Genomic DNA, 22,080 nt, shown 5'->3' with positions numbered 1-22,080 from the left:
CAGCGCTCACTCCTTGCTCGCGCCCTCGGCCGCGCCGCGTACGAAGTAGCGCTGGAAGACGATGAAGATGATCGCGACCGGGATGGTGGCCAGCAGCGCGGCCGCGAGCTTGAGCGGGTACTGCGTGCCGGCCCCGAGCGAGCCCGCGACCAGGTTCGCGATGCCGCGCGGCAGCGTGTAGAGGGCCGGGTCCTGCACCGCGACCACGGTGTGCGGGAACTCGTTCCACGACGACTGGAACGACAGGATGGTCAGCGTGATGAGGGCGGGCCTGGCCATCGGCAGGATGACCGACCAGTAGGTGCGGAACACCCCGGCGCCGTCCATGCGCGCGGCCTCCTCCAGGCTGGGCGGCACGGACAGGAAGAACTGCCGCATGATGAACACCCCGGCCGCGTCCACGATCAGCGGCAGCACCAGCGCGGTGTAGGTGTCGTAGAGGCCGAGCTGGTTGAGCACCAGGAACTTCGGGATCAGCAGCACCACGCCGGGCACGGCCATGACGGCCAGCACCATCGCGGTGATCGCGCCCCGCCCGCGGAAGGGCAGCCGGGCCAGGGCGTATCCGGCCAGCGAGTCGAGGAACACCCGCCCGGCGGTGATCAGCAAGGTGACGGCCAGCGAGTTCACCACCCACAACGGGAAGCCGGTGCCGCCGAACACCTGCGCGAACGCCTCCGTGGTGACCGGATCGGGGATCGGCGACAGGGGATGGGCCGCCGCGTCCGGCTCCGTCTTGAACGCGGTGGCGGTCTGGATGACGAACGGGTAGAGGAACACGAGCGCGAACAGGATGAGCACGGCGTAGGCCAGCATCCTGCGCAGGCGCGCGCCGGTGCCGTGCCGCTCCCGCCCGGTCACGACGTCCGTCGCATCCGCTGCCACCACCGGCGGCGCGGGGCGGACCCGTCGCGTTCGCGCATCAGCCACCGTTGCAGCAGCGTGGACGCCACGATGATGAGGAACAGCACGAACGAGATCGCCGCGCCGGTGCCGTACTCGAAGTCGCCGAACGCGGTGCGGTAGGACAGGTACGCCGGGGTGAGCGTGGTGTTGGCCGGTGCGCCCTGGCTCATCACGTAGATCTGGTCGAAGACCTGCCAGGTGCCGATCAGGCCCAGGGTCACCACCAGGAACAGGGCGGGCCGCAGCATCGGCAGGGTGACGTGGCGCAGCCGCTGCCAGGCGTTCGCGCCGTCGACCAGGGCGGCCTCGCGCAGCTGCGGCGGCACGTCCTGCAGCGCGGCCAGGAAGATCAGCATGAAGGTGCCCGCGGTCGTCCAGACCACCAGCATGATGATCGTGGTCATCGCGACGCTCGGCCCGGCCAGCCACTCCCACCAGGACAGCCCGAACAACCCGTGGTCGGCCAGGGCGGCGGGCGGTGCGTCCGGGTCGGCCAGGCCCAGGCCGCCCAGCGCCAGGTGGATCAGCCCGCGCGGGTCGGCGAACCACTGCGGCCCGTCGATGCCGAGGTACGCCAGCAGCGCGTTGACCGCGCCCGAGTTGGCGAACAGGAACAGGAACACCACGCTGATCGCGACCGAGCTGGTGACCGACGGGAAGTAGTAGGCGGAGCGGAAGAACGTCCGGCCGCGCAGCCACCGCCGGTCCACGACCAGCGCCAGCCCGAGCGCGAGCACGGTCTGCGCGGGCACGGCCGCGGCCACGTAGTAGAGGTTGTTCCGGATGCTGATCATGAAATGGTCCCGGGTCAGCCCCTCCTGCAGGAAGAGCTGCGTGTAGTTCCGCGCCCCGACGAACGGCACACCCGGCTGGAACGGGCTGCCCTGCCCGTTCCAGCCGGTCAGGCTCACCCACAGCGCCATGCCGATGGGCAGCAGCAGGAACACGCCGAGCACCGCCACCATCGGGGCGACGAACAGCCACCCCGCGACCGCCTCCGGGCGGCGGACGCCGCCCCGTCCCACGCTCACCGCTCCAGCGCCGCGGTGATGTTGCGCTGCAGGCGGCGCAGCATCACCGCCGGGTCGGCCACCGCCAGCCGGGCCAGCTGGGAGTCGAAGTCCGACATGACGCGGTCCATGTGCGGTGCGTTGACCGGCCCTCGGGCGTAGTCGGCGCCGGCCAGGAACGGCTCGTCGGCCGGGAACTCCCGCAGGTAGGCCTGCCGGGCGGAGACCAGCGAGGGCATCACGCCGTACGCGCGGGCGAAGGCCAGCTGCGCGTCGGCGGTGGTCATCGCCTCGACGAACCCCACGGCCTGGGCCTTGAACCGGCTGCGGGCCGAGATGCCCCAGCAGGTGGTGAACGACAGCGTGCCCGGACCGGCCGGTCCCGCCGGCAGCTCGTGGACCGTGTACGCGAGGCCGGGGTAGTCGGCCGCGAGCGCGCCCCGGATCCAGTTGCCCTCGATCGTCATCGCGGTCATGCCCCGGCCGAACGCCTCCCCGGCCCAGCCGGTGTCGACCTGCTGCGGGTAGCGGGCCAGCCCGTCGCGGAGCAGGCCCTGCACGTACTCCAGCGCCTGGCGGTTCTGCGGGCTGTCGGCGGTGGCCCGGGTGCCGTCGTCGCTGACCGGCCAGCCGCCCGCCTGCAGCATGAACGCGCCGACCCGGTCGAAGGACGAGTCGAGTACGAGCGGCACGATCCCCACGGCCTTCACCCGGGAGGCGGCGGTACGCAGCCCCGCCCAGTCGCGTGGCACGTCGGCGGCGCCGAGCCCGGCTCGCGCCCATAGCCGGCCGTTGACCTGCAGCGCCAGCGTCGCGAAGTCCTTCGGGGCGCAGTAGAAGCGGTTCTGGTAGGTGAACGCCTGCCGCAGCGCGGGGTAGAAGTCGCCCGCGGCGGGCAGCCGCTCGGCGTACGGCTCCAGCGCGCCGACGGCGGCGTAGTCGGCGAAGCGGGCCGCGTCGACGTAGAAGACGTCGGGTGGGTCGCTGCCCGCCAGCGCCTGGCCGAGCTGCTGCGCGATGTCCTGAGCGGGGATGACGGTGACGGTGTGGCCCTCGGCCGCCGCCCACTGCTGTGCCGCGGCGGTGACCGCGCGGGTCTCCGCCTCCCCGGAGGAGCTGATGAGCACGCGCAGCGCGGCCGGGCCGGTCTGCTGCGGGACGGGGCCGCCCCCGAAGCCCTCCCCGCAGGCGGGCAGTGCCAGCACCAGCGCCGCGGCGAGCACGGCGCGCCTGCCCCGCTTTTTGATCACGACATGGCCAACGAGGAGGCGCCGCCGCTGTCACGCGACGGGCATACCGCACCTGTCGGATTCGTCTGCTCCGGGCGGGTTGAACCGATCGGCGGTACCTGGACGGCGGACGTGACATCCAGTGACGCCCGTAACTTTGAGTTAATTAATGTCCGATTTGCCCACCCGGTCACCAGCGGAGACAACACTGCGTCATTGTTCTGTCACGGTAGATGGTTTGTGGCCACGTCTTCGGGTTCGCTACCTTGTCTCTTGCCCTTGACAGAAGCGGAGCATCGCGTGCAATACCGGCCAGAGGTTTCCAAGGAAGGCGACAGGTATCGCGGCAGGCGTCGCGCGGCAGCGCCGTCCCGCCGCCGGTACGCGGCAGTCCTGGCCACCGCGGCGGCCGGTGCGGGTGTGGTGGCGTTCGGCGCGGGAGCGACCGTCGACGACGCCAAGAGCGATCCGATCGTCGAGGTGGCCGCCGGCGCGGCGGTCAACGACGCGCGTGCCCAGGCCGCCGACCGTGCCAACCGTGCCGAGCGCACCATGGACACCTCGGTCAGCGCTACCTCCGCCGACTCCTGGGTGCTCCCGCTGCACGACTACGACATCGTCCCGCAGCACGCGGTCCGCTCCAGCCTGCTGCCCAAGGGTCTCGACCTCGGCGGCCTGCCGGAGGGCACCCCGTTCGCGTCCGTGCACCAGGGCATCGTGGTGCAGGCCGGCTGGAACGGCGCCTTCGGCAACTCGGTCACCGTCGACCACGGCGGCGGCGTGAAGACGGTCTACGCCCACGCCAGCGCCGTGCTCGTCAAGGTCGGCCAGCAGGTCGGCGCGGGCGAGCAGATCGGCCTGGTGGGCAACAGCGGCTACGCGTACGGCACGCACCTGCACCTCGAGGTCTACGTCAACGACGCGGTGCAGAACCCGATGAGCTGGTTCTCGGCCAAGGGCATCGACTTCGAGCTGGAGATCGAGGCCCAGCCGGCCGCCTGACCGGCGCCGCCTATCCGCTCTCGCCCGGCTGCCGGGCGGGCAGGCGGCGGGCGAAGAACAGCGCCACCAGCGCGACCAGTGCCAGCAGCGCCAGCGCCGCGCGCAGCCCGTCCAGGCGCGCCTGCTCGTTCTCGGCGACGATCGCCTCGGCCTGCGCCGGGTCCACCCCCGCCGCGGCCAGCCCGGCCGAAAGCTGCGCGTCGGACACGAACGGCACCCCGGCGGCGAGCTGCACCTGCGCCTGCTGGTACACCGAGTCCGGCACCGCCGGATTGTCCCGGATCCCGGTCAGGAACGACGTCGTCAGCGCCGAGATCAGCACCGCCCCGGCCAGCGCGGTGCCCACCGACGCGCCCAGGTTCGTGATCGTGTTCTGCAGCCCGCCCACCTCGGCGCTCTGCTCGTCCGGCACCGCCGAGACGGTCACCGCGCCCAGCTGCGACGCCAGCGCGCCGATGCCCAGCCCCGCCAGCAGCAGCGGCCCCGTGACCACCGCCGGACCCGCTCCGAGCTGCAGCGTCGCGGCCAGCAGGACCAGCCCGGCGAGCAGCGCCAGGAAGCCCACCCGCACCACCCGCCGGGGCGAGGCCTGAGGCAGGAAACGCGGGACGCCCACCGCCGCGACCAGCAGCGATACCGACAGCGGCAGGATGCGCACCCCGGTGTCGACGGCCGACAGGCCCAGTGCCACCGACAGGAACAGCGGCACGGTGAAGAACAGGCCCGCCTGCAGCAGGTACTGGAAGCCGAACGCGGTCAGGCCGCCGCGCAGCTGCCGGTTGTCCAGCATCGCCGGGTCGATCAGCACCGGCTGCCCCCGGTCCCGGCGGCGCCGCTCCCGCGACAGGAAGCCCAGCAGCACCAGGCCGCCCGCGATGACCAGCCAGAACACCGGCGACAGGCCGAGCCAGGACGGGCCGCCCGGCTTCGGGTTGACGAATCCCCAGGCCCCGGCGCGCAGGATGCCGTAGACGACCAGCACCAGCCCCAGCCCGGACAGGGCCGTGCCGCCCAGGTCGAGCCGGGTGCCGGGGGAGGGCGGCAGCTCGCTCATCCGCCGGGTGAGCGCGAGGATGCCCAGCACCACGACGACCTCTCCCGCGAAGACCCAGCGCCAGGACGCGTACGTCGTCAGCGCCCCGCCGATCAGCGGGCCGACCGCCACCGCGATCGCACCGGACGCGGCGACCAGGCCGTACGCGCGCGGCCGCTGCGACCGGCCGAAGTTGGCCGCGACCAGCGCGACGATCGCGGGCAGGATCAGCGCGGCGCCCATGCCCTCCAGCAGCGACCAGCCGATGAGCAGCACGGTCAGGTTCGGGGCCAGCGAGGTCAGCAGCGAGCCCGCGCCGTAGATCACGCAGCCCAGCGCGAACGCGCGCTTGTAGCCGATGATCTGGCCGACCTTGCCACCCGTGATCATGAGTGCGGCCATGACCAGGGTGTACATCGTGATCGCGCTCTGGATGCCGGTGACGTCGGTGCCGACGTCCTGCGCCACCGTCGCGATCGACACGTTCATCACCGAGCTGTCCAGCGTCATCAGGAACTGGCCCGCCGCCAGCGTGGGCAGTACGACGGCCGAAGTCGCGGCAGCCGCCGTGCGGGTCGCGTCGCCGGTCACGGCAGCCTCCTCTCACCGGGGTCCGGATGCCAGCGTCACCCACCGGGCGCGCTCGTGGTGCGCATTCGCGCGGATCTCCTGCGACGGGATGTCGAGATCCGGCCGGCGGCTCCGTCCGTCTCATGACGGGCCGCCCGCAGGCGGCGGCCTCCGGCGTACACCGGCGCCGCGCGGACCGGTGTGGCGGACGCGTAAGCGGCGGGCCGCCCGATACGTTGGGCCGTGGCAGGCCCGGCGGAAGGAGATCCGATGTCGGAGAACAAGCGCACGGTCGAGCGATACCTCGACGGGTTCCGCAAGAACGACCACGCGCAGATCCTGTCGTGCCTGACCGACGACATCACCTGGACCGTCTACGGCGCGTTCAAGCTGTCCGGCAAGCAGGCCTACGACGAGGCCATCGACGGTCCCGGGTTCATCCAGCCGCCCACGCTGGACCTGGTCCGGATGGTCGAACAGGACGACGTGGTGATGGCCGAGCTGACCGGCGAGGCCCGGCGCACCGACGGCTCGGTGATGCGCATGTCCATGGCCGAGGTGTTCGTCATGCGCGGCGGTCTGATCGCCGAGCGCCGGGCGTGGGTGATCGAGCTGAAGGAGAACGACCACCGCTGAGCGGCGGCCGGGCGGCCGACCCGAGAGGAAGGGGCCGGCCGCCCGGCCGTTTCACGCCGCAGGGCTACGTGCCAGGAGCGTTAAGAAGGGCACCTTCCTATACGCAGAGCGTTAAGAAGGTGCCCTTCCTTTCAGGGTTACCAGCCGGTGCGGCCGGCTCCGTACGGGTAGAGCGGGTTGCCGTAGTTGGTCGGCACCGGTTGTCCGGCGTCGATGCGGGCCCTGATCTCGTTGCGCTGGGCGGTGGTGGCGCCCAGGTCGTAGGGCAGGTCCCAGAACTCGACCGCGTCGGCCAGCACGTCGGTGCCGCCGGGCCGGAGCACGTCGGACAGGTTGCGGGGCAGCTGCCACGGCAGCTTGCCGCTCGGCGCGTAGTCGCCGAACAGCAGGCTGGCCAGCGCCGGGCCCATCTCCTCACCGCCGCGGTAGGTGACCACGGTGGCGGCGGTCAGCGCGTCCCACTCGGTGATGACGTACGGGCGCGGCATCACCAGCACGACCACCACCGGGATGTTCTGGTTGCGGAAGTTCTGGATCACCGCCAGCTGGTCCGGCGGCAGGAACGGCTGCTCCTTCACCCAGTTGGTGGCGTGGGTGTAGGAGCCCTCACCGACCGCGACGATCGCCAGCTTGGGAGACGGTCCGGAGTCCTGGTACACGTTGACCCCGGCGGTCGCCGCCCGCGCCCTGATCGAGTCGATGATGTTCTTCGAGCCGTACTCCTGGTGGAAGTAGCTGGTCCAGATGCAGCAGGCCAGCGAGTCCGCGGCGCGCGGACCGGCCACCACGATGTTGTCCCCGGCGTTCAGCCGCAGCGGCAGCACCCCGTTGTTCTTCAGCAGCGTCATCGCCTCACGCGAGGCCTGGTTCGCCAGCTGCGTGTACGCGGGCTGGTGCATCCGGTAGGTGCCGTTGACCGGGTCACCGTACGGCGCCTCGAAGATGCCGAGCTGGAACTTCAGCCGCAGCACCCGCCGGACCGCGTCGTCGATGCGGGCCGCGGGCACGCCGGAGGTGAAGGTCGCCATCGAGTAGCCGGGCGCGCCCGGGTCCGCGCCGCCCATCACGTCCGAACCGGCCTTGGCCGCCCCGACCCACGAGCCCGACGGCAGCCAGTCCGTCGTGATCAGGCCGGTGAAGCCCAGGTTGTTGCGCAGGTACGCCAGGATCGGCGCGCTGTCGCCGGCCCCCGGGCCGCCCGGGTCGAGCAGGGAGCTGCCCGCGTACCCCGGCATGATGTTGACCGCACCGGCCTCCATCGCCGCCCGGAACGGGATCATGTGGTACTTGACGGTGACCGAGTCGTACACGATCAGCGCCTCGCCGCCGGCGCCCTCGCCGGGCCAGTGCTTGACCGTGGCCAGCACCGACGCCGGGTTCAGCTCCGGACCGCCCTGCAGGCCCGCCACCAGCGCCCGCACCTGGGCGGCGGCGACGTCGGCGTTCTCGCCGTTGCCCTCCTGGATCCGGGGGTAGATCACCTTCGTGCCGACCTCGGCCAGCGGGCCGAGCACGCCGCGGGTGCCCACTTCGAGCTGCTCGCGGCGCTGCATGTCGCCGAGCTTGTACTGCAGCGGGTAGTTGCGGCCCGCGGCGAGTGCGCTCTGCGTCGGGTAGGTGGTCTTGTATCCGTGGATGGTGTCGCCCGCGGACACGAACGGGATGCCCAGCCGGGTGGTCGCCGAGGACAGCAGGAAGTTGTGCAGGTCCGGGCCCTCGGCGGGGCCGAAGTGCCAGCCCGAGCGGTTGAACGCCTGGGCGTTGTAGAACATCTGGTACGCCTTCTCCTCCAGCGTCATGCGCCCGAGGAGATCGCTGACCCGTGTCTCGACCGGCAGGCGCCAGTCCTCGTACGGCTCGATGGCGCCGTTCTTGTTCAGGTCGCGGCTGCCGTTGACGATGTTGACGCCGTCGGCGACCGTCTCCAGCACCGGCAGGTACACGCTGAACTTCCGGATGTTCGAGACGGAGACCGTGCCGCCGGAGCTGTTGACGGCCACCACGTACCACTTGTACGTCCAGCGGTCGGGCAGGTCCCAGGTCGGGGTGTAGGTCGTGCCGGTGGGCTCGGCGACCTTGGTGTACAGGTCGATGAGGTTGCCCGACTGGGTGAAGTCGTAGTCGGTGCGGCTGATGTTGATCCAGACCTGGTAGCGGGCCGCGCCGCCGACGGCGTTCCAGCTCAGCGCCGGGCGGCGGGTGGAGGTGACCATCGCCGCGTCGGCCGGGCCGGTCAGCTGGAACTGGCCGGTGGTCGCCGGGGGACGGGTCGGTCCGGACAGCATCGGCGGGGTGGTCGCCGAGGTGTTGACCGTGCCGAACACCTGCAGCTCCCACAGCGAGTAGCCGTAGCCGGTGGCCCGCTGCGTACCGTAGAGGCGCAGGTAGCGGCCGCTGCCGCTGATGTTCAGCGTCTCGATGCCGCCGTTGCCGGCGGTCGTCGAATAGATGCTCGTCCAGTTCGTGCCGTCGGCGGACGTCTCGATCCGGTAGGCGCGGGCGAACGCGGACTCCCAGTTGAGCACGACCCGGCTGATCGTCGCCGTGCCGCCGAAGTCGACCCGGATCCACTGCGGGTCGCTGAACTGGCTGGACCAGCGGGTGGTGGTGCGCCCGTCGAGCGCGGCGGCGGGGGCGTTGCCGCCCTCGTACGACGACGCCTCGACCTTCTTGAACTCAGAGATCGGGGTGCCGCCCGGGTTGGGGTTCGGGCTCGGGCTGGTGCTCGGGCTCGCGCTGGGGCTGGGCTGGCCGCCGATGACGCCGAAGACCTGGAACTCCCACAGCGAGTAGCCGTAGCCGATGGCCCGGGTGGTGCCGTACATGCGCACGTAGCGGCCGCTGCCGCTGACCGCGAGGGTCTGCGTGCCGCCGGTGCCCGTGGTCGTCGAGTAGATGCTGGTCCAGGTGTTGCCGTCGGGCGAGACCTGGATCTGGAAGGCGGTCGCGTACGCCGTCTCCCAGACCAGCCGGACCTGGTCGATCGCGGCGGTCGCGCCGAGGTCGACGCGGATCCACTGCGGGTCGCTGAACGTGCTGGACCAGCGCGTGCCGGGGTCGCCGTCGACGGCGGCGGAGGCCGGGGTGCCCGCGCCCTCGGTCGAGGACGCGGTGACCGGCTTGCCCTGCGAGATCAGGGGGCCGGCGGCCTGCGCCGGGGTGTTGGCCACCAGGGACTGTGCGAGCAGTACCAGAGCGGCGGTGACGGACGCCGCCAGCGCGGCCCGGCGGAACCGGGCCCGTCTGGCGACGGGTGGGATGGACATGGGCTGCTCCTGTCGTGGTGCGGGACGGGACAGGACGCGCCGCGTGGGGGACGGCCACGGTGGACGCGTCGTGTTTGGAGAGCGCTCTCCAAAGCAGCTTCATAGAGTCGGGCCGATTAGTCAACCCGTGCCCGACCGGCCCGGACGGCGCACCGCCGTCCGGGCTCTGCGTACCAGGTCAGCCGCCGAGCAGGGACTGCAGCGGAGTCGGCAGCACGATAGGACCGGGCCCGCCGCCCGGCGGCGGTGACGGCACGGGGCTGCCGCCGGGCGCCGGCTTCTTCTTGCACTTCTTCTCGTCGTCGTCGCAGTCCTCGTCGTCGTCCTTCTTCGGCGGGTCGACGCCGTCGCCGACCCCCTCGGACTCGCCGAGCTTGCCGCCGGTGCCGTTGGCCAGCGGCTCGGGCAGCAGCTTCATGCCGGTGTGCGCGGCGTTCATGAAGCCCTGCCAGATGTCGGCGGGCAGGCCGACGCTGGTGATGTTGCCGCCGCCCAGCTTGGCCGGCCGGTAGATGGGGTCGGACGCGTTCTTGACGTTGCCGACCCAGATCGCCGACGCGATCTGCGGCGTGTAGCCCACCGTCCACACGTTGGAGTGGGCGTTCTCCTTGGTCTTGCTCTCCCAGGTGCCGGTCTTCGCGGCGGCCTGACGGCCCAGCAGCGGGTGGTAGTAGTAGCCGGGCATCGTCTTGAGCACCCCGGTCACCTCGTCGGCCACCTCGGCCCGGATGCGCCGCTCGGCCTGGAAGACCTCCCCGGCCTGCGGGACGAGCTTGTACTTGCCGGTCTTCTCGTCCTTCTTCTCGACCTTGATCACGAAGTGCGGCTTGTAGTAGATGCCGTGGTTGGCGAAGGTCGCCATGCCGGAGGCGTGGTCCAGCACGGTGATCGGATACTGCCCGAACCCGACCTGGTAGTCGAACGACGCCCGGCTGATGTCGGTGGCCGGGTCGCTGAGGTCACGCGCCTTGCCGTCGCTGAGCGCCCACATGGTGTTGACGCCGGCCGCGTGCGCCATCTTGACGACCTTGTCCGGGCCGATCTTCTTAGCGATCTTGAAGAAGGGCACGTTGAGCGACATCCGGGTGACGTCCTTCAGCGTGCACTTGCGCTTGCACTTGAGCTTGCCCGGGTCGCGGCCGGCGTTCTCCACCTCGTACGGGCACAGCTTGTACTTGTCGCAGTTCCTGTTCTTGCCGGTGGCGGTGATCGGCGTCGGGTCCCAGGTCGACTTCAGCGAGATGCCCGCGTCGATCGCGGCCGCGAGGGTGTACACCTTGAACGACGACGCGGGCGGGTGGCCGCCGTCCTCCCAGATGGTGCCCTCGTTGATCTTCCCGGCGTAGTCGATGCCGGTGCCGTCGGCGCCGCCGTAGTAGGCCAGCACCCGGCCCGTCTTCGGGTCGATGGCGACCCCGGCCGCGATCACGTTCTTCGGATACCCGTTGATCTTCGTGCCCTTGACGTCGATCGCGTCCTCGACGTCGTTGGTGCACTGCTTCTGGTCGCCCTTGCCGGTGCACGACTGCTTCCACTCGAAGGTGCGGAACAGCTGCGCCTCCAGCGCCTTCTGCGCCTTCGCGTTGATCGTCGTGGTGATCCGGTAGCCCTTGTTGCGCCAGTCGGTGATGCCCCAGGCGGTCATCTCCCGGTCCACGTACTTCTGGATCACGAAGCCCGTGCCGGTGCCCTGCACGCCGGTCTCACCCGACTTCGCCGAGTACTTGCGCAGCGCCTTGTCCGGGTAGACCATCGCCGCCCGCGCCTGGGCGTCGATCCGGCCCATCTCGACCAGGTTGTCCAGCACGTAGTTCCACCGGATCCGGGCCGCGTCCGGGTTGAAGTGCGGGTCGAAGCCCTTGCTGCCGTCGGCCTCGTTCGGCTCCGGCTGCTTGAGCACCGCGCCCAGCACCGCGGCCTCCTCGACCGTAAGCTTGTCGGCCGGCTTGCCGAAGTACGCCTTGGCCGCCGCGCCCACGCCGCTCGACCCCCGGCCGAACCAGACCGTGTTCACGTAGAAGCCGAGGATCTCGTCCTTGCTGTGCTCCTCCTCCAGGCGGCGCGCCATCACCGCCTCGCGCAGCTTGCGGGCGTAGCTGACCTCCAGGTCCTTGGCGGCGTTACGGGCGTACTGTTGGGTGATCGTCGAGGCGCCCTGGGTCTCGCCGCCGGTCAGGTTGTTCCACGCGGCGCGCGCGATGCCCCACAGGTCGATGCCGCTGTGGTGGAAGAAGTTCTTGTCCTCGCCGGCGATCAGCGCGGCCTTCACCTCGTCGGACAGCGTCGGCATGGCGACGATCTGCCGGTTCTCGCCGCCGAGCTTGGCGATCTGCTCGCCGTCGGAGGAGTAGACGAAGGTGTTCTCGTTCTCGCTGAAGTCCGCGGGCTCGGGCACCGAGTCGTAGAAGTAGGTGCCCGCGATCAGGCCGCCGCCCGCGAGCATCACGATCATCGCCACCGAGGCCAGCAGGATGCTGCGTCCCCACCGCTTGCGGGCCTTGCCCTTGCGATTGGCGCGCTTGCCCTGGGTGCGTCCGCCCGGACGTCCCTCGGGGGCCGGTCCGGCGGCGCGTACGGTGGCCCGGCCCGAACCGCCGGGCGTCGGGCGGCACGGTGCGGTGGGCGCGCGGCCCGCGACGGTCGGCACGGCGGCGCGCCCCGCGACCTTGCCGACGGTCGGCGTCAGCGGGGTGGTGGCGGTGCGGTCCGGGTCGGGGGACCCGCTCCCGCCCGCGGTGTCGGCCGAGGTGGCGTCGTTGTCGTCGGGTGGCATCGGGGAGCGGCCCGAGGTGGGCGCCGGGGGCCAAGTCATCTGTCACACCCTTCGGGTCGCCGCTGCGGCGGAGCGGTCGTCGGCCCGGATTCACGTCCGGGATGTCTGGTCTTGCACCCTTCTAACGACGAACCCCCACGGGCCGCTCCACCCGCCGCATCACGTCACACCCGGCAGCTCCCGCGAATCCGCGGCGACATCCCCGGAACTGCACGCCGCAAGCCCCGTCTGACCAGGTCAGACGGGGCTTCCAGTAGTCCTCGGACGAACCCCTCTCGCCGTGCGGACGACCGTCAAGATCGCGCGACTTGCCTGGCACATGGGCGTATCTTGGCCGCGCTTTCGCCCATCTGCCTGGCAAGTCGGATGACCTTGGCTGCGCCGCGCGCACGGCCGCGCCGTGCCGTGCCGTGGGGTGGGGTGCGGGGTCAGCGGAGGCGGTCGACGGTGACGGGGATCAGGCCCTGGTCGCGGGCCTCGGTGCGCAGGCGGTTCAGCAGGGGGGCCAGGGTGGGCGTCGACGAGTCGTCGGAGCGGTCGGTGGACAGGTCGACGGCCCAGTCCGCCTCGGTGCCGACCTGGCGGAGCGTCCAGGTGACCGTCTGCCCGTCCAGCGTGCGGCGGGTGCGCCCCGCGATGCGGTGTGCCGCGTCGTCCACGCGGTCGAACGGCTGCATGCGCCAACCGCTGCGCAGCGCCTCACGCCCGGGTTCGGGTAGCTCGCCGGCCAGCAGCACCCGGTAGATGCGGCGCTCCGTGGTGGTCTGCGTGGGCACCAGCGGCGAGGGCGCGGATGCGGGCAGTTCCAGCCGGTCGAGGAAGTGGCGGCGCAGCTCCGGCTCCGCCGGCAGCTTCGCCCCGCATGCCGTCTGGTACGCCGTCTGCGCGCCCGCCCGGTCGGCGGGTGTCACCCTGGCGCGCAGCCGGGCGTCGGTGCGCAGGCCACGACTGAACGCGACGGCGCTCCACCAGGTGCCGCCTGCGGCCGTCCAACCCGCACTGTCCAGGGCGGACGTGGTGCCGTCGGGGCGCAGTACGAACTCTTCGAGGACGATGCCCTCGGGTGGGAGAGCGCGATCCCGAGCGCGGGCGTTGGCGTACACGAGGTAGTAGTCGAGCTGTGCGGCGACCTCGACGGCGGCAGGATGTCCAGCGCGGCTCACGCGTTCGATGATGTCGCCGAGGGGGTGTCCCGATCGGGTTGACACGCCGCGGGTGAAGTGTCGGATATCGATGCTTGACGACTCGCCGCCCGTCTATGCCAACCTTGCGCGCATCGTCCGGGATGTCGCATACACCGGTGCGGCGAGCGCTGCGCCCGTCGGCGGTGCAGGATGGGGGCATGACCGGAGAGGCCGGGGCACCCGAGATCACGGTGGTGCCCGCCAACGAGGTGACCTGGGAGCAGCTGCAGACCGTGTTCGGCAAGCGCGGGGGCGCGGCGCAGTGCCAGTGCCAGCGGACCAAGCTCGGTGACGGGCAGTGGTGGCACATGTCCGTGGAGGCCCGCGCCCAGCTGCTGCGGGAGGACACCGACTGCGGGCACCCCGAGGCGGAGCAGACCAGCGGGCTGGTCGCGTTCCTGGACGGCGAGCCGGTCGGCTGGTGTGCCGTGGAGCCGCGCACCGCGTACCGCAGGCTGCTGAACAGCCGGGTGCCGTGGGCGGGGCGATACGAGGACAAGACCGACGACAGCGTATGGACGGTGGCCTGCTTCGTGACCCGGGCGGGCTTCCGGCGCAGGGGCGTCAGCCGGGCGCTGGCCCGCGCCGCCGTGACCTTCGCCCGCGAGCGCGGCGCGCAGGCGATCGAGGGATATCCGATCATCGTGCGCCCCGGCGAGGACGTCGCCTGGGGCGAGCTGAACGTCGGCAGCTACGGCGTCTTCGAGGCGGCCGGCTTCACGGAGGTCAGCCGCCCCAGCCACCGCCGCGCCGTGATGCGCGTCGACTTCTAGGCAGGACTCGCCCGGTGTCCACCGGTGACGGACGGGCGCGGGCCCGGGAGACGGGGTCTCCCGGGCCCGCTGGGTGCTGGATCAGCCGCGCTCGCGCAGCTCGATCGCCCGGTCGGGCGAGCCGAGGATGCAGAAGATCGAGCAGGCGGTCGCCGAGGATGTGGCCGATGTGGTCGGCGGGGTCCCCTGCGGCGCTCCCGGCGTGTGGTAGGTGACGCTGGCCGTGTTGGTCAGCGGCAGCAGCAACAGGAACGACGAGCAGTGGATCTGCTTGCTCGCCCCCGCTGCCAGGGTGAACGTGCCTGCCGCGCTGACGCAGGAGGCCGCCACCGGGTCGTTGACGGTCACCTGCGATGCCGCGACGGGGCCGTCGTTGGTGACGGTGATCCGCCAGTACGCGGTGCCCAGCAGCCCGAGCAGCCCGGCCGGGCTGGTCTTGGCCCAGGGTCCGGGGCCGCCCGGCCCGCATCGCGAGGCGCGGGTGTCCTGGCAGATCTCCTTGTTCACGACCAGGTGCGGCTGGCAGGCCGCGCCGGGCGCGATCGGCAGCTGCACGGTGTTGGAGGTGAACTGGCCGCCGGCGTCGGTGCCGGAGCCGGTGTTGGACACCGCGGTCACGTCGCAGGAGCTGCTCAGCGTGGACTGGAAGCAGATCTGCGGCGGGTCGCCCTCGAATCCGGCGACCAGGTGCGGCTGGTTGCCGCCGCCGAAGTCGTCGACGTTGAGCAGCCGCAGGCTGGCGTCGATGACCAGGGCCGGGTGGGTGGCCGGGGAGATCCCGGACAGGTCCACGCTGCCGTCGGGCGCGAACGGCACGGTCGCGATGACCGTGCTGTCCGGCTTCGAGATGGTCGCGCTGGAGTTGGCCAGGTCGATGTTGGCCAGGTCGATGTCGACCAGGCGGGCGTCCTGGTATCCGGTGATGTGCCCGCTCTGTCCGTCGCAGTAGAAGTCCGGCGCGGTCAGGGTGAGCGAGGCGCCGGCCCGGAAGCACGGCGACGCGCCGGTGATCGGGTCCATGGAGAACAGCAGGCCCGCGTCGCCGAGCCCGATGAGGCACTCGCCGGCCGCGTCGTAGTCGTAGCCGTAGTCGCGGGTGGCGCCGCTGCCGCCGACGCCCGGGTGGGTGCGCGGGAAGGCCATGCCGGCGCAGGCCGCGTCGGTGTTCCAGTCGTAGCAGCCGGTCGCGCCGAGGAGCGACCCGCCCCAGAACGGGAAGTAGCTGCGCAGGTGACCGTCGGGGCCGGTGATGGTCTTCGGGTTGAAGGTCAGCACCCCGCTCGGCATGGACGGGAACGCCGGCGGCGTCAGCGCGGCCCCGCCCACCGTGTAGCAGTGCAGCTGGTACGCCCCGCCGGACGGCGGCACGCACACGCCCTCCGCGTCGCCGGTGGTGGTGTACGTGGCGAACACGCCGTACGTGGTCAGCCCGGCCGGTCCGGCGGGCTTCGGCGCCGCCCAGCCCGTGCAGGCGGCCTTGGTGGCCGGGTCGAAGCAGCCCACGGTCGCCCCCGTGCCCGGCGACGACGACATGAACAGCTTCCCGCCGGCCGCCACGATCGAGCCGAAGTAGTGCTGGCTGCCCGCCGGGCCCGGCTGGGTGCCGTGCGGGGCGACGACCGCCGCGTACGGCTGCCCGGCGCAGGGCGCCTGCGTGGCCATGGTCAGGCAGAGCACCGCGCCGCTGCTGGACACGCCGTAGACGTCACCGCCGGACTGGACGAACCCGGCCAGGTTGTTCTCGCTGACCGGCGAGCCGCCCGTGGGCGTCAGCGGGAAGAACCCGCAGTTGGCGCGCGCGTCCAGGTCGAGGCAGCCGACGCCGAGCGCGGTGGTGGTGAACGCCGCGTAGTAGACGATGCCGGGCCGGTCCGGGTCGAACACGAACTGCGACGCCATCGGGCTGCCCAGGTCACCGGTGGCGCCGGTGCCCAGCGGCCCGGCCGTGCTGTTGAGCGGCCGGGGCCAGGGCCCGCCCGCGCACGGCTGGGTGGTCAGCAGGTTGATGCAGACCACCTTCGGCGCGGTGGTGGCGAGGTGGTGGTAGATGTTCCACGACTCGACGGCGCCGTTGGCCGACCGGTACAGCAGCGGGGTGAACCCGTCGCCGCCGGTCGAGGTGGTGGTCGGCTGCACCGGGGGCAGCAGCAGCCGGGCCAGGCTGGTGCCGCCCGGCTGGAGGTCGGCGATGCTGCCGCGTACGGCGACCGTGCCCGATCCCGGCTCGGTGGTGGTGAACGTGCTTCCGTCGGTGGACCAGGCGGCGGTCCAGTCCGGCGGCACCCGCAGCGAGCCGGGCACGTAGGTGTGCCCGGCGGCGATGGCGTCGCTGACCGACACCGCGCCGCCGTCGCCGTTGTCGGTGTAGGACAGCACCCAGTTCACCTTGTCGCCGTGGTTGGCGGGGTTCGCGCCGGGATGGGTGACGTTCTGCACCGACTTGACCAGGCTGCCGGGTGGGGCTGCGGCCTGGGCCTGCTCCGCTGCGGCGGTCGGCGCCGCGGCCGGGACGAGCGCCAGGGCGAGCGCCGCGGCGAGGAGCAGGACGGGTCGGGTACCGATGCGTGATCGTGGCACGGTGATCGCCTCTCGGGACGGCTGCCCGGTCGCCGGGCGGTGGCCCGTGACCGAACGGCAGTGGATAGGCGCAGAACGTAACCCTTGTAAATGTATATATCAGTGAATGAGGTGATGAAGGGGTGCCCTCTTCACCGCTTCGGGTGTAACCGAGCGTGTCGCTCCCGCCCGGCCCCCACCCTCCCTCTCCCGCGCCGATCTTGCGCGAACCGTGGGTACGACACGCGCCAACCGGACAAATCCCTAACAGTTCGCGCAAGATCGACAGGATCTTGGGGTGGCGGCGAGGACCGGTCAGTGCAGGGCGGCGGGGGATTCGGCGTGGGGGAGGAGCGGGGTGGCGGTGCCGGTGCCGTCGGCGGGGGCGGTCCAGATGGAGGGTTCGCCGTCGGGGGCGCGCAGGGTGTAGGCGATGGTGTGGTCGTCGAGCCAGGCGGCCTGGTCGTCGACGCTGCGGGTTTCGGCGAGGTGGGTGACGGCGTGGGTGGCCAGGTCCATGACGGACAGTCGCCAGCCGCGTTGGGGGTCGCTGTCGACGGCCTGTTTGAAGGCGATGCGGGTGCCGTCGGGGGACAGGGAGGGGCATTCGACGTTGGTGGTGATGGTGTGCACGGTTTTGGCGGCGAGGTCGCCGCGGATGAGGTGGCGGACGCCTGCGGTGGCCATGGTGGCGTAGAAGGTGTTGTCGTCGGTGGTGAAGGTGACGCCCCAGTAGTTGACGTCGGTGTTGCGGTAGGGCTTGCCGTCGTGGGTGATGGCGAAGTCTTCGAGGGTCGTGACCTGGGTGCCGGTGTGGGTGTCGAGGATGCCGGTGCGGGTGGAGAAGCCGCTGGTGCTGTAGGAGTCGCCGCCGACGAAGGTGGTCCAGGCGATCATGCGGCCGGTGGGGGAGACGCGGGCGCGGTTGGGCAGGCCGGGGATGGCGAACGACCGTGTCGGCCGCAGCTGCCGGTCGAGCACCACGAGCTGGTACGACCACGCCGTGTCGGGCTGGATGCACACGGCCGTGCCGGCGGCGGCATACGCGCGGGCACATGCGACACCGGAGATCTGCCGCGCGCCGGACGGATCGGTGCGCGACACGACGGCCAGCCGCTCGCCGCTGACGACCAGCAGTCCCGGACCGGAGTCCAGGGTGAGCTCGGTGCTCGCGGCGGGCACCGTGTCCGCGGCGGCGCGGGTGCGTGCCAGCTGGACGTACCCGATTCCGGCGGCGGCCAGCGCCACGGTGACGGCCGCGGCGATCGTGATCCGGCCGCGGGTCGAGAGGCCGCTCATCGGGCGCTCTCCGTCCGTGCGGCGGGCTCGGGCCGCGGCGCCGGTCCCGGGGGTGCGGTGCTGCCGGCTGGTGGCCGCCTGAGCAGCAGCAGGGTCACGGCGATGGCGGCCACCACGGCCAGTGCGGCGACGCGGGACGCGGTCTCCGGTCCCCACACCTGCCAGGCCAGCCCGAACAGGATGGAGGACACCAGGTAGGCCAGGGCCTGTCCGGTCTGGATGAGGGCGATTCCGGTGGTGCGCAGGCGGTCGGGCAGCACCGGCCCGGCCAGCGCCATGAGCACGCCGTCGGTGGCGGCGTAGAACACGCCGTGCAGCGCGAGCGTGAGGACGAGCAGCGGCGTGCCGCTGACGGGGCCGAACAGCAGCAGGTACGCGGCTGCGAGCGCGGCATACCCGCCGAGCAGGACGGGCAGCCGCCCGATGCGGTCGGCGAGCACGCCCAGCGGCGCGGCCAGCAGCAGGTAGCCGAGGCTGGTCCCGACCGCGAGCAGCGGGAACCACACCGTGCTCAGCTCCTCGCGGCGCTGGAGCAGCAGGTAGACGAAGCCGTCGCCGATGGTGGCCAGCCCGAGCAGGCACGCGGCGAGCACCAGGCGGCGTACGGGGGCCACCCGCAGCAGGGCGGCGGCCTCACGGACGGACACCCTACCGGTCGCGGGCACGGACTCGCGGCGGTCGCGGACGAACAGGACCAGCACCGTCACGCCGAGCGCGGCGACGCAGAAGCTGACCACGAACACCGCGTCGAACGACTGCGCGGCCGCGGCGAGCACGCCGAGGGCGGCCAGCGGGCCGAGGAACGCCCCGACCCCGTCCATCGCACGGTGTACGCCGAACGCCCGCCCGAGCTGCTCCGGCGGCGTGGACAGGGTGATCATCGCGTCGCGGGGCGCGGCGCGCAGGCCCTTGCCGGCCCGGTCGGCGGCGATGACCAGCCCGATCGCGGTCAGGGAGCTGCCCGCGGCGAGCAGCAGCGGCTTGGCCAGCGCCGACAGGGTGTAGCCGAGGCCCGCGACGGCCTTGCGGCGGCGGGTGCGATCGGCGACGTATCCGCCGACGAGGCGCAGCAGCGCGGTGGCGCCCGTGTAGACGCCGTCGATCGCGCCGTACGCCAGCGGGCTCAGCTGGAGGCCCAGCACGAGATAGAGCGGCAGCACCGCGGTGACCATCTCCGACGACACGTCGGTGATCAGGCTGACCGTGCCCAGGGCGAAGACGTTCGCGCTGACGGCCCGCAGGCCGCGCCGCCCGGATCGCGGCGGTGTGCCGGCGGCCGGGGGACTGGTGACAGTGGACAGATACACGGAGCTGCGCTCCTCCCGCGCCATGACGCCCACGGCGACAGGGGTGGCGTCGGCCGCGGGCGTTCCACGTCATCGTCAGCGCACCACCGGCGGGCGGGCGCTCGATGCACAGACGCTGCCACGGAGAGTGATCTGCTGTGGACACTCATTTGACTCATTCGCCCGGTTCACCCATACGGGTCCGGAACGGGACCGGCCCGGCCGCCGTCGGGGTGACGGCGGCCGGGCCGGACCGGTCAAGCCGGAGGTACCGGTCAGGCGGGTTCGACCGGCAGCCACAGCTCGCAGGTCGCGGTGCTGAAGTCGGCGGCGCGGTCGAGGATCGCGACGATCGACGGGCCGGGCCGCAGCCGCCACGGGTTCGACGGGAACCACTCGGTGGCCGTCGCGGCCCAGGCCGTCTGCAGCGCCTGCGGGTGGGGTCCGCTGGTCCGGAAGACCGCCCAGGTGCCCGCGGGCACCTCGATGGCGTCGAGGTCGCCGGGGGCGGCGGTGTCCGCGCCGACGGCCACGCCGTGCAGGTAGGTCAGCTCCGTGCCCTCGGTGGCGTCGGGGTCGACGTCGTCGCTGACCTGGAGCAGGCCCGCCGGCTCGGTGTCGCTGAGTTCCTTGAGCCGCGCGTGCTCCGCCATCGGCAGGCCGGCGATGTGCTGCTGGATGTGCGGGTTGACGCCGTGGTGGATCAGCGGGACCCGGGCGGCGTGTCCGACGAGGCGGAACGCGGGGCGGTCGACGATGCGGGTGTCCATGGGAATGGCTCCTTCGACGGTCAGGCGGAACCTGAGCTGCGGTTGGGTGCGAAGGGGGCCTCCGTCGCGGCGTACGTCGCCCGGGTTCGCGCCGTGCACGGCCCGGAACGCGCGCCCGAACGCCTCGGACGAGCCGTACCCGTACCGGACGGCGATGCCGAGCAGGTCGTCGCCGCCGCGTACCACGTCGGCGGCGGCGACGGTCATGCGCCGCCGCCGCACGTACTCCGACAGCGGCATGCCCGCCAGCGACGAGAACATCCGGCGCAGGTGGTACTCGGTCGTGCCGAGGCTGCCGGCCAGCCCGCTCAGGTCGAGCTCCTCGGTGAGGTGCTGCTCGACGAGATCGACGAGCCGGTTGAGTGCCGAGATCATGAGGCCTCCTTTCGCCCTCCAGCCTGGCCGAGCGCACCCTGCCCGCGCCCGATCGTGGCGATCCGATCCGATCATCCGGCGCCGGGCCCGGAAGCGGCGGGGGCTGTCAGCGGCGCTGGTCGGCGCGCTCGTGCTCGGCCGCGAAGTGCGCCACGACGCCGTCGGCGACCTCGTGGGGGTCCAGGCCGAGCCGCTGCGCGGCGGCGCGTACCAGCAGGTCCACCTGATCCTGCCCCACCGCGTCGAGCAGGTACGGCGCGATGGTCCGGTATGCGCGGACCCGGTCCTCGGGCCAGGCGGGATTGAACCGGCCGCCGAACGCCTTGGCCAGCGCCTGCCGGACGCCGAGCAGCGGCAGCGGCCGCTCGGCGGCGAGCAGGTCGCGCAGCGCCCGGTCCGGCCCGCGGGCCGCGAGCAGGTCGGCGATGTCCTTGTGCCCGGCCGGGCGGGTGCCGGTGACCGGCCCGTGCGGCCAGGTCACGGCCAGCGGGTAGGCGCGTTCCAGGGCCCGGGTCCCGGCCCGGTCGGCGTCGAACGACATGACCAGGGACGTGTGAGGTCCCGCCGCCCGCGTGAGCAGGTCGAGTTGTGCGCGGGTGAACGCGGTCCCGCAGGAGGCCACCGCGACCGTCCTCGTGCCGCCCGCGCCTGGCCCCTGGTAGATCAGCCGGGCGGCGATCGCGTCGGTGGGTCCCTCGACGACCACGATCCGGTCGGGTGCATCGGACCCGGCGGTCTGCACCGTCAGGCCGTAGAGCAGCTCGCTCTTGTGGAAGGCCGGGGTGTCGGCGGTGTTGCGGAACTTCGCGAAGCTGCGCCCGGACAGGTCCCGCCCGGTGAACCCGGCGATCTGCCCGCCGGGCGCGTGCACGGGGAACATCAGCCGGTCCCGGAACACGTCGTACAGGCCGCCGCCGTGCAGCCGGCTCACCGCGACCAGCCCGGCGTCCAGCAGCACCTGCTCGGCGAACCCACGCTCGCGCAGGTGCCGCAGCAGCGCGTCCTCGCCCGCGGGTGCCACGCCCAGCTGCCAGGCGCCGCCCGCCTCGGCTGCCGAGGCGATGCCGTGCGAGCGCAGGTACGCGGCCGCGGCGCGGCTGCCGGGCAGGTGCGCGGCGTAGAACTCCGCCGCCGCGGCGTTGGCGGCGTACAGCGCCGCCAGGCCGGCTGCCGACGGGCGCGGCGCAACGGGTGATCCCCGGTCCGGCCGGGCGGCCCCGGACCGGGGCGGGGCATCGCCGCGCCGCGCGGCCGGAGCGGACGTCCCGGGCGCGCCGCTCGGGCGAGGCGTCTGCGTCGAGGACGTAGCCGGCGTGAGCGCCCGGCGCGCCGGGGCGGAGGGCGTCGGCACGCCGCCGGGCCGCCGCGGCGCGGGGATGGCTTCCGTGCCACGGCGCGCCGCCGGGCCCGAC

15 protein-coding genes are annotated in these 22,080 nt (G+C 72.3%); 3 read left to right on the top strand and 12 right to left on the bottom strand.

Annotated elements, in window-relative coordinates:
- Window positions 1-6: 6 nt before the first annotated feature.
- Genes Cba03nite_RS20210 through Cba03nite_RS20200 form a run of 3 tightly spaced genes read right to left on the bottom strand, consistent with a single transcriptional unit; the run spans window position 7 to window position 3,166 of the window.
- A complete protein-coding gene (locus Cba03nite_RS20210; protein ID WP_239125901.1) occupies window positions 7-861 on the bottom strand; it encodes a carbohydrate ABC transporter permease in 855 nt (284 codons plus the stop codon).
- A complete protein-coding gene (locus Cba03nite_RS20205) occupies window positions 858-1,937 on the bottom strand; it encodes a carbohydrate ABC transporter permease (protein ID WP_239125900.1) in 1,080 nt (359 codons plus the stop codon). Before Cba03nite_RS20205 ends, Cba03nite_RS20210 begins: the two co-directional genes overlap by 4 nt.
- A complete protein-coding gene (locus Cba03nite_RS20200; protein WP_203748414.1) occupies window positions 1,934-3,166 on the bottom strand; it encodes a sugar ABC transporter substrate-binding protein in 1,233 nt (410 codons plus the stop codon). Before Cba03nite_RS20200 ends, Cba03nite_RS20205 begins: the two co-directional genes overlap by 4 nt.
- A 279-nt stretch (window positions 3,167-3,445) precedes the next feature.
- On the opposite strand from Cba03nite_RS20200, the gene Cba03nite_RS20195 reads away from it, so the two are divergent.
- Window positions 3,446-4,147, top strand: a complete 702-nt coding sequence (locus tag Cba03nite_RS20195) for a M23 family metallopeptidase (RefSeq protein WP_203748411.1) — start codon at window positions 3,446-3,448, stop codon at window positions 4,145-4,147.
- 10 nt (window positions 4,148-4,157) lie between these two features.
- On the opposite strand, the gene Cba03nite_RS20190 is transcribed toward Cba03nite_RS20195, so the two are convergent.
- Complete coding sequence (locus Cba03nite_RS20190) at window positions 4,158-5,771, bottom strand: MFS transporter (RefSeq protein ID WP_203748408.1); 1,614 nt, start codon at window positions 5,769-5,771, stop codon at window positions 4,158-4,160.
- A 249-nt stretch (window positions 5,772-6,020) separates the two neighbouring features.
- Between Cba03nite_RS20190 and Cba03nite_RS20185 the strand changes: the two genes are divergently transcribed.
- The gene (locus Cba03nite_RS20185; protein ID WP_203748405.1) at window positions 6,021-6,386 is read left to right on the top strand and encodes a nuclear transport factor 2 family protein; all 366 of its coding nucleotides are present in this window, start codon (window positions 6,021-6,023) and stop codon (window positions 6,384-6,386) included.
- A 137-nt stretch (window positions 6,387-6,523) separates the two neighbouring features.
- Here Cba03nite_RS20185 and Cba03nite_RS20180 read toward each other — a convergent pair whose 3' ends face one another.
- The 3 genes from Cba03nite_RS20180 to Cba03nite_RS20170 form a co-directional block, all read right to left on the bottom strand.
- Window positions 6,524-9,652, bottom strand: coding sequence for a discoidin domain-containing protein (locus tag Cba03nite_RS20180; protein ID WP_203748403.1), 3,129 nt, complete (start codon window positions 9,650-9,652; stop codon window positions 6,524-6,526).
- 178 nt (window positions 9,653-9,830) lie between these two features.
- On the bottom strand, window positions 9,831-12,464 hold the full coding sequence (locus Cba03nite_RS20175; RefSeq protein WP_203748400.1) for a transglycosylase domain-containing protein: 2,634 nt from the start codon (window positions 12,462-12,464) through the stop codon (window positions 9,831-9,833).
- 389 nt (window positions 12,465-12,853) lie between these two features.
- On the bottom strand, window positions 12,854-13,588 hold the full coding sequence (locus Cba03nite_RS20170) for a hypothetical protein (protein ID WP_203748398.1): 735 nt from the start codon (window positions 13,586-13,588) through the stop codon (window positions 12,854-12,856).
- A gap of 179 nt (window positions 13,589-13,767) precedes the next feature.
- On the opposite strand from Cba03nite_RS20170, the gene Cba03nite_RS20165 reads away from it, so the two are divergent.
- Window positions 13,768-14,382: a GNAT family N-acetyltransferase gene (locus Cba03nite_RS20165; protein ID WP_203748396.1), complete on the top strand. Its 615-nt coding sequence runs from the start codon at window positions 13,768-13,770 to the stop codon at window positions 14,380-14,382.
- A gap of 81 nt (window positions 14,383-14,463) precedes the next feature.
- Here the strand turns inward: Cba03nite_RS20165 and Cba03nite_RS20160 are convergent, their stop codons facing one another.
- From Cba03nite_RS20160 to Cba03nite_RS20140, 5 genes are all read right to left on the bottom strand, one after another.
- On the bottom strand, window positions 14,464-16,959 hold the full coding sequence (locus Cba03nite_RS20160; protein ID WP_203748393.1) for a DUF7617 domain-containing protein: 2,496 nt from the start codon (window positions 16,957-16,959) through the stop codon (window positions 14,464-14,466).
- Between the two features lie 294 nt (window positions 16,960-17,253).
- On the bottom strand, window positions 17,254-18,237 hold the full coding sequence (locus Cba03nite_RS20155; protein WP_203748390.1) for a TolB family protein: 984 nt from the start codon (window positions 18,235-18,237) through the stop codon (window positions 17,254-17,256).
- A complete protein-coding gene (locus tag Cba03nite_RS20150) occupies window positions 18,234-19,544 on the bottom strand; it encodes an MFS transporter (RefSeq protein ID WP_239125899.1) in 1,311 nt (436 codons plus the stop codon). Before Cba03nite_RS20150 ends, Cba03nite_RS20155 begins: the two co-directional genes overlap by 4 nt.
- Window positions 19,545-19,798: 254 nt before the next feature.
- A complete protein-coding gene (locus Cba03nite_RS20145) occupies window positions 19,799-20,668 on the bottom strand; it encodes an AraC family transcriptional regulator (RefSeq protein ID WP_203748387.1) in 870 nt (289 codons plus the stop codon).
- 106 nt (window positions 20,669-20,774) lie between these two features.
- On the bottom strand, window positions 20,775-22,080 hold a 1,306-nt coding region (locus tag Cba03nite_RS20140), incomplete at its 5' end, for a toprim domain-containing protein (protein WP_203748384.1).

Origin of the sequence: Catellatospora bangladeshensis (assembly GCF_016862575.1) — a bacterium.
In the GTDB taxonomy this organism is placed as follows: Bacteria; Actinomycetota; Actinomycetes; order Mycobacteriales; family Micromonosporaceae; genus Catellatospora; species Catellatospora bangladeshensis.
The sequence above is the reverse complement of the archived record's forward strand: the minus strand, read 5'-3'. Positions and strand labels throughout refer to the sequence as shown.

Coding starts and splice junctions, on each gene's coding strand:
- Cba03nite_RS20185 (WP_203748405.1), top strand. CDS start 6,021: ATGTCGGAGAACAAGCGCACGGTCGAGCGATACCTCGACGGGTTCCGC.
- Cba03nite_RS20180 (WP_203748403.1), bottom strand. CDS start 9,652: ATGTCCATCCCACCCGTCGCCAGACGGGCCCGGTTCCGCCGGGCCGCG.
- Cba03nite_RS20175 (WP_203748400.1), bottom strand. CDS start 12,464: ATGACTTGGCCCCCGGCGCCCACCTCGGGCCGCTCCCCGATGCCACCC.
- Cba03nite_RS20165 (WP_203748396.1), top strand. CDS start 13,768: ATGACCGGAGAGGCCGGGGCACCCGAGATCACGGTGGTGCCCGCCAAC.
- Cba03nite_RS20155 (WP_203748390.1), bottom strand. CDS start 18,237: ATGAGCGGCCTCTCGACCCGCGGCCGGATCACGATCGCCGCGGCCGTC.
- Cba03nite_RS20145 (WP_203748387.1), bottom strand. CDS start 20,668: ATGATCTCGGCACTCAACCGGCTCGTCGATCTCGTCGAGCAGCACCTC.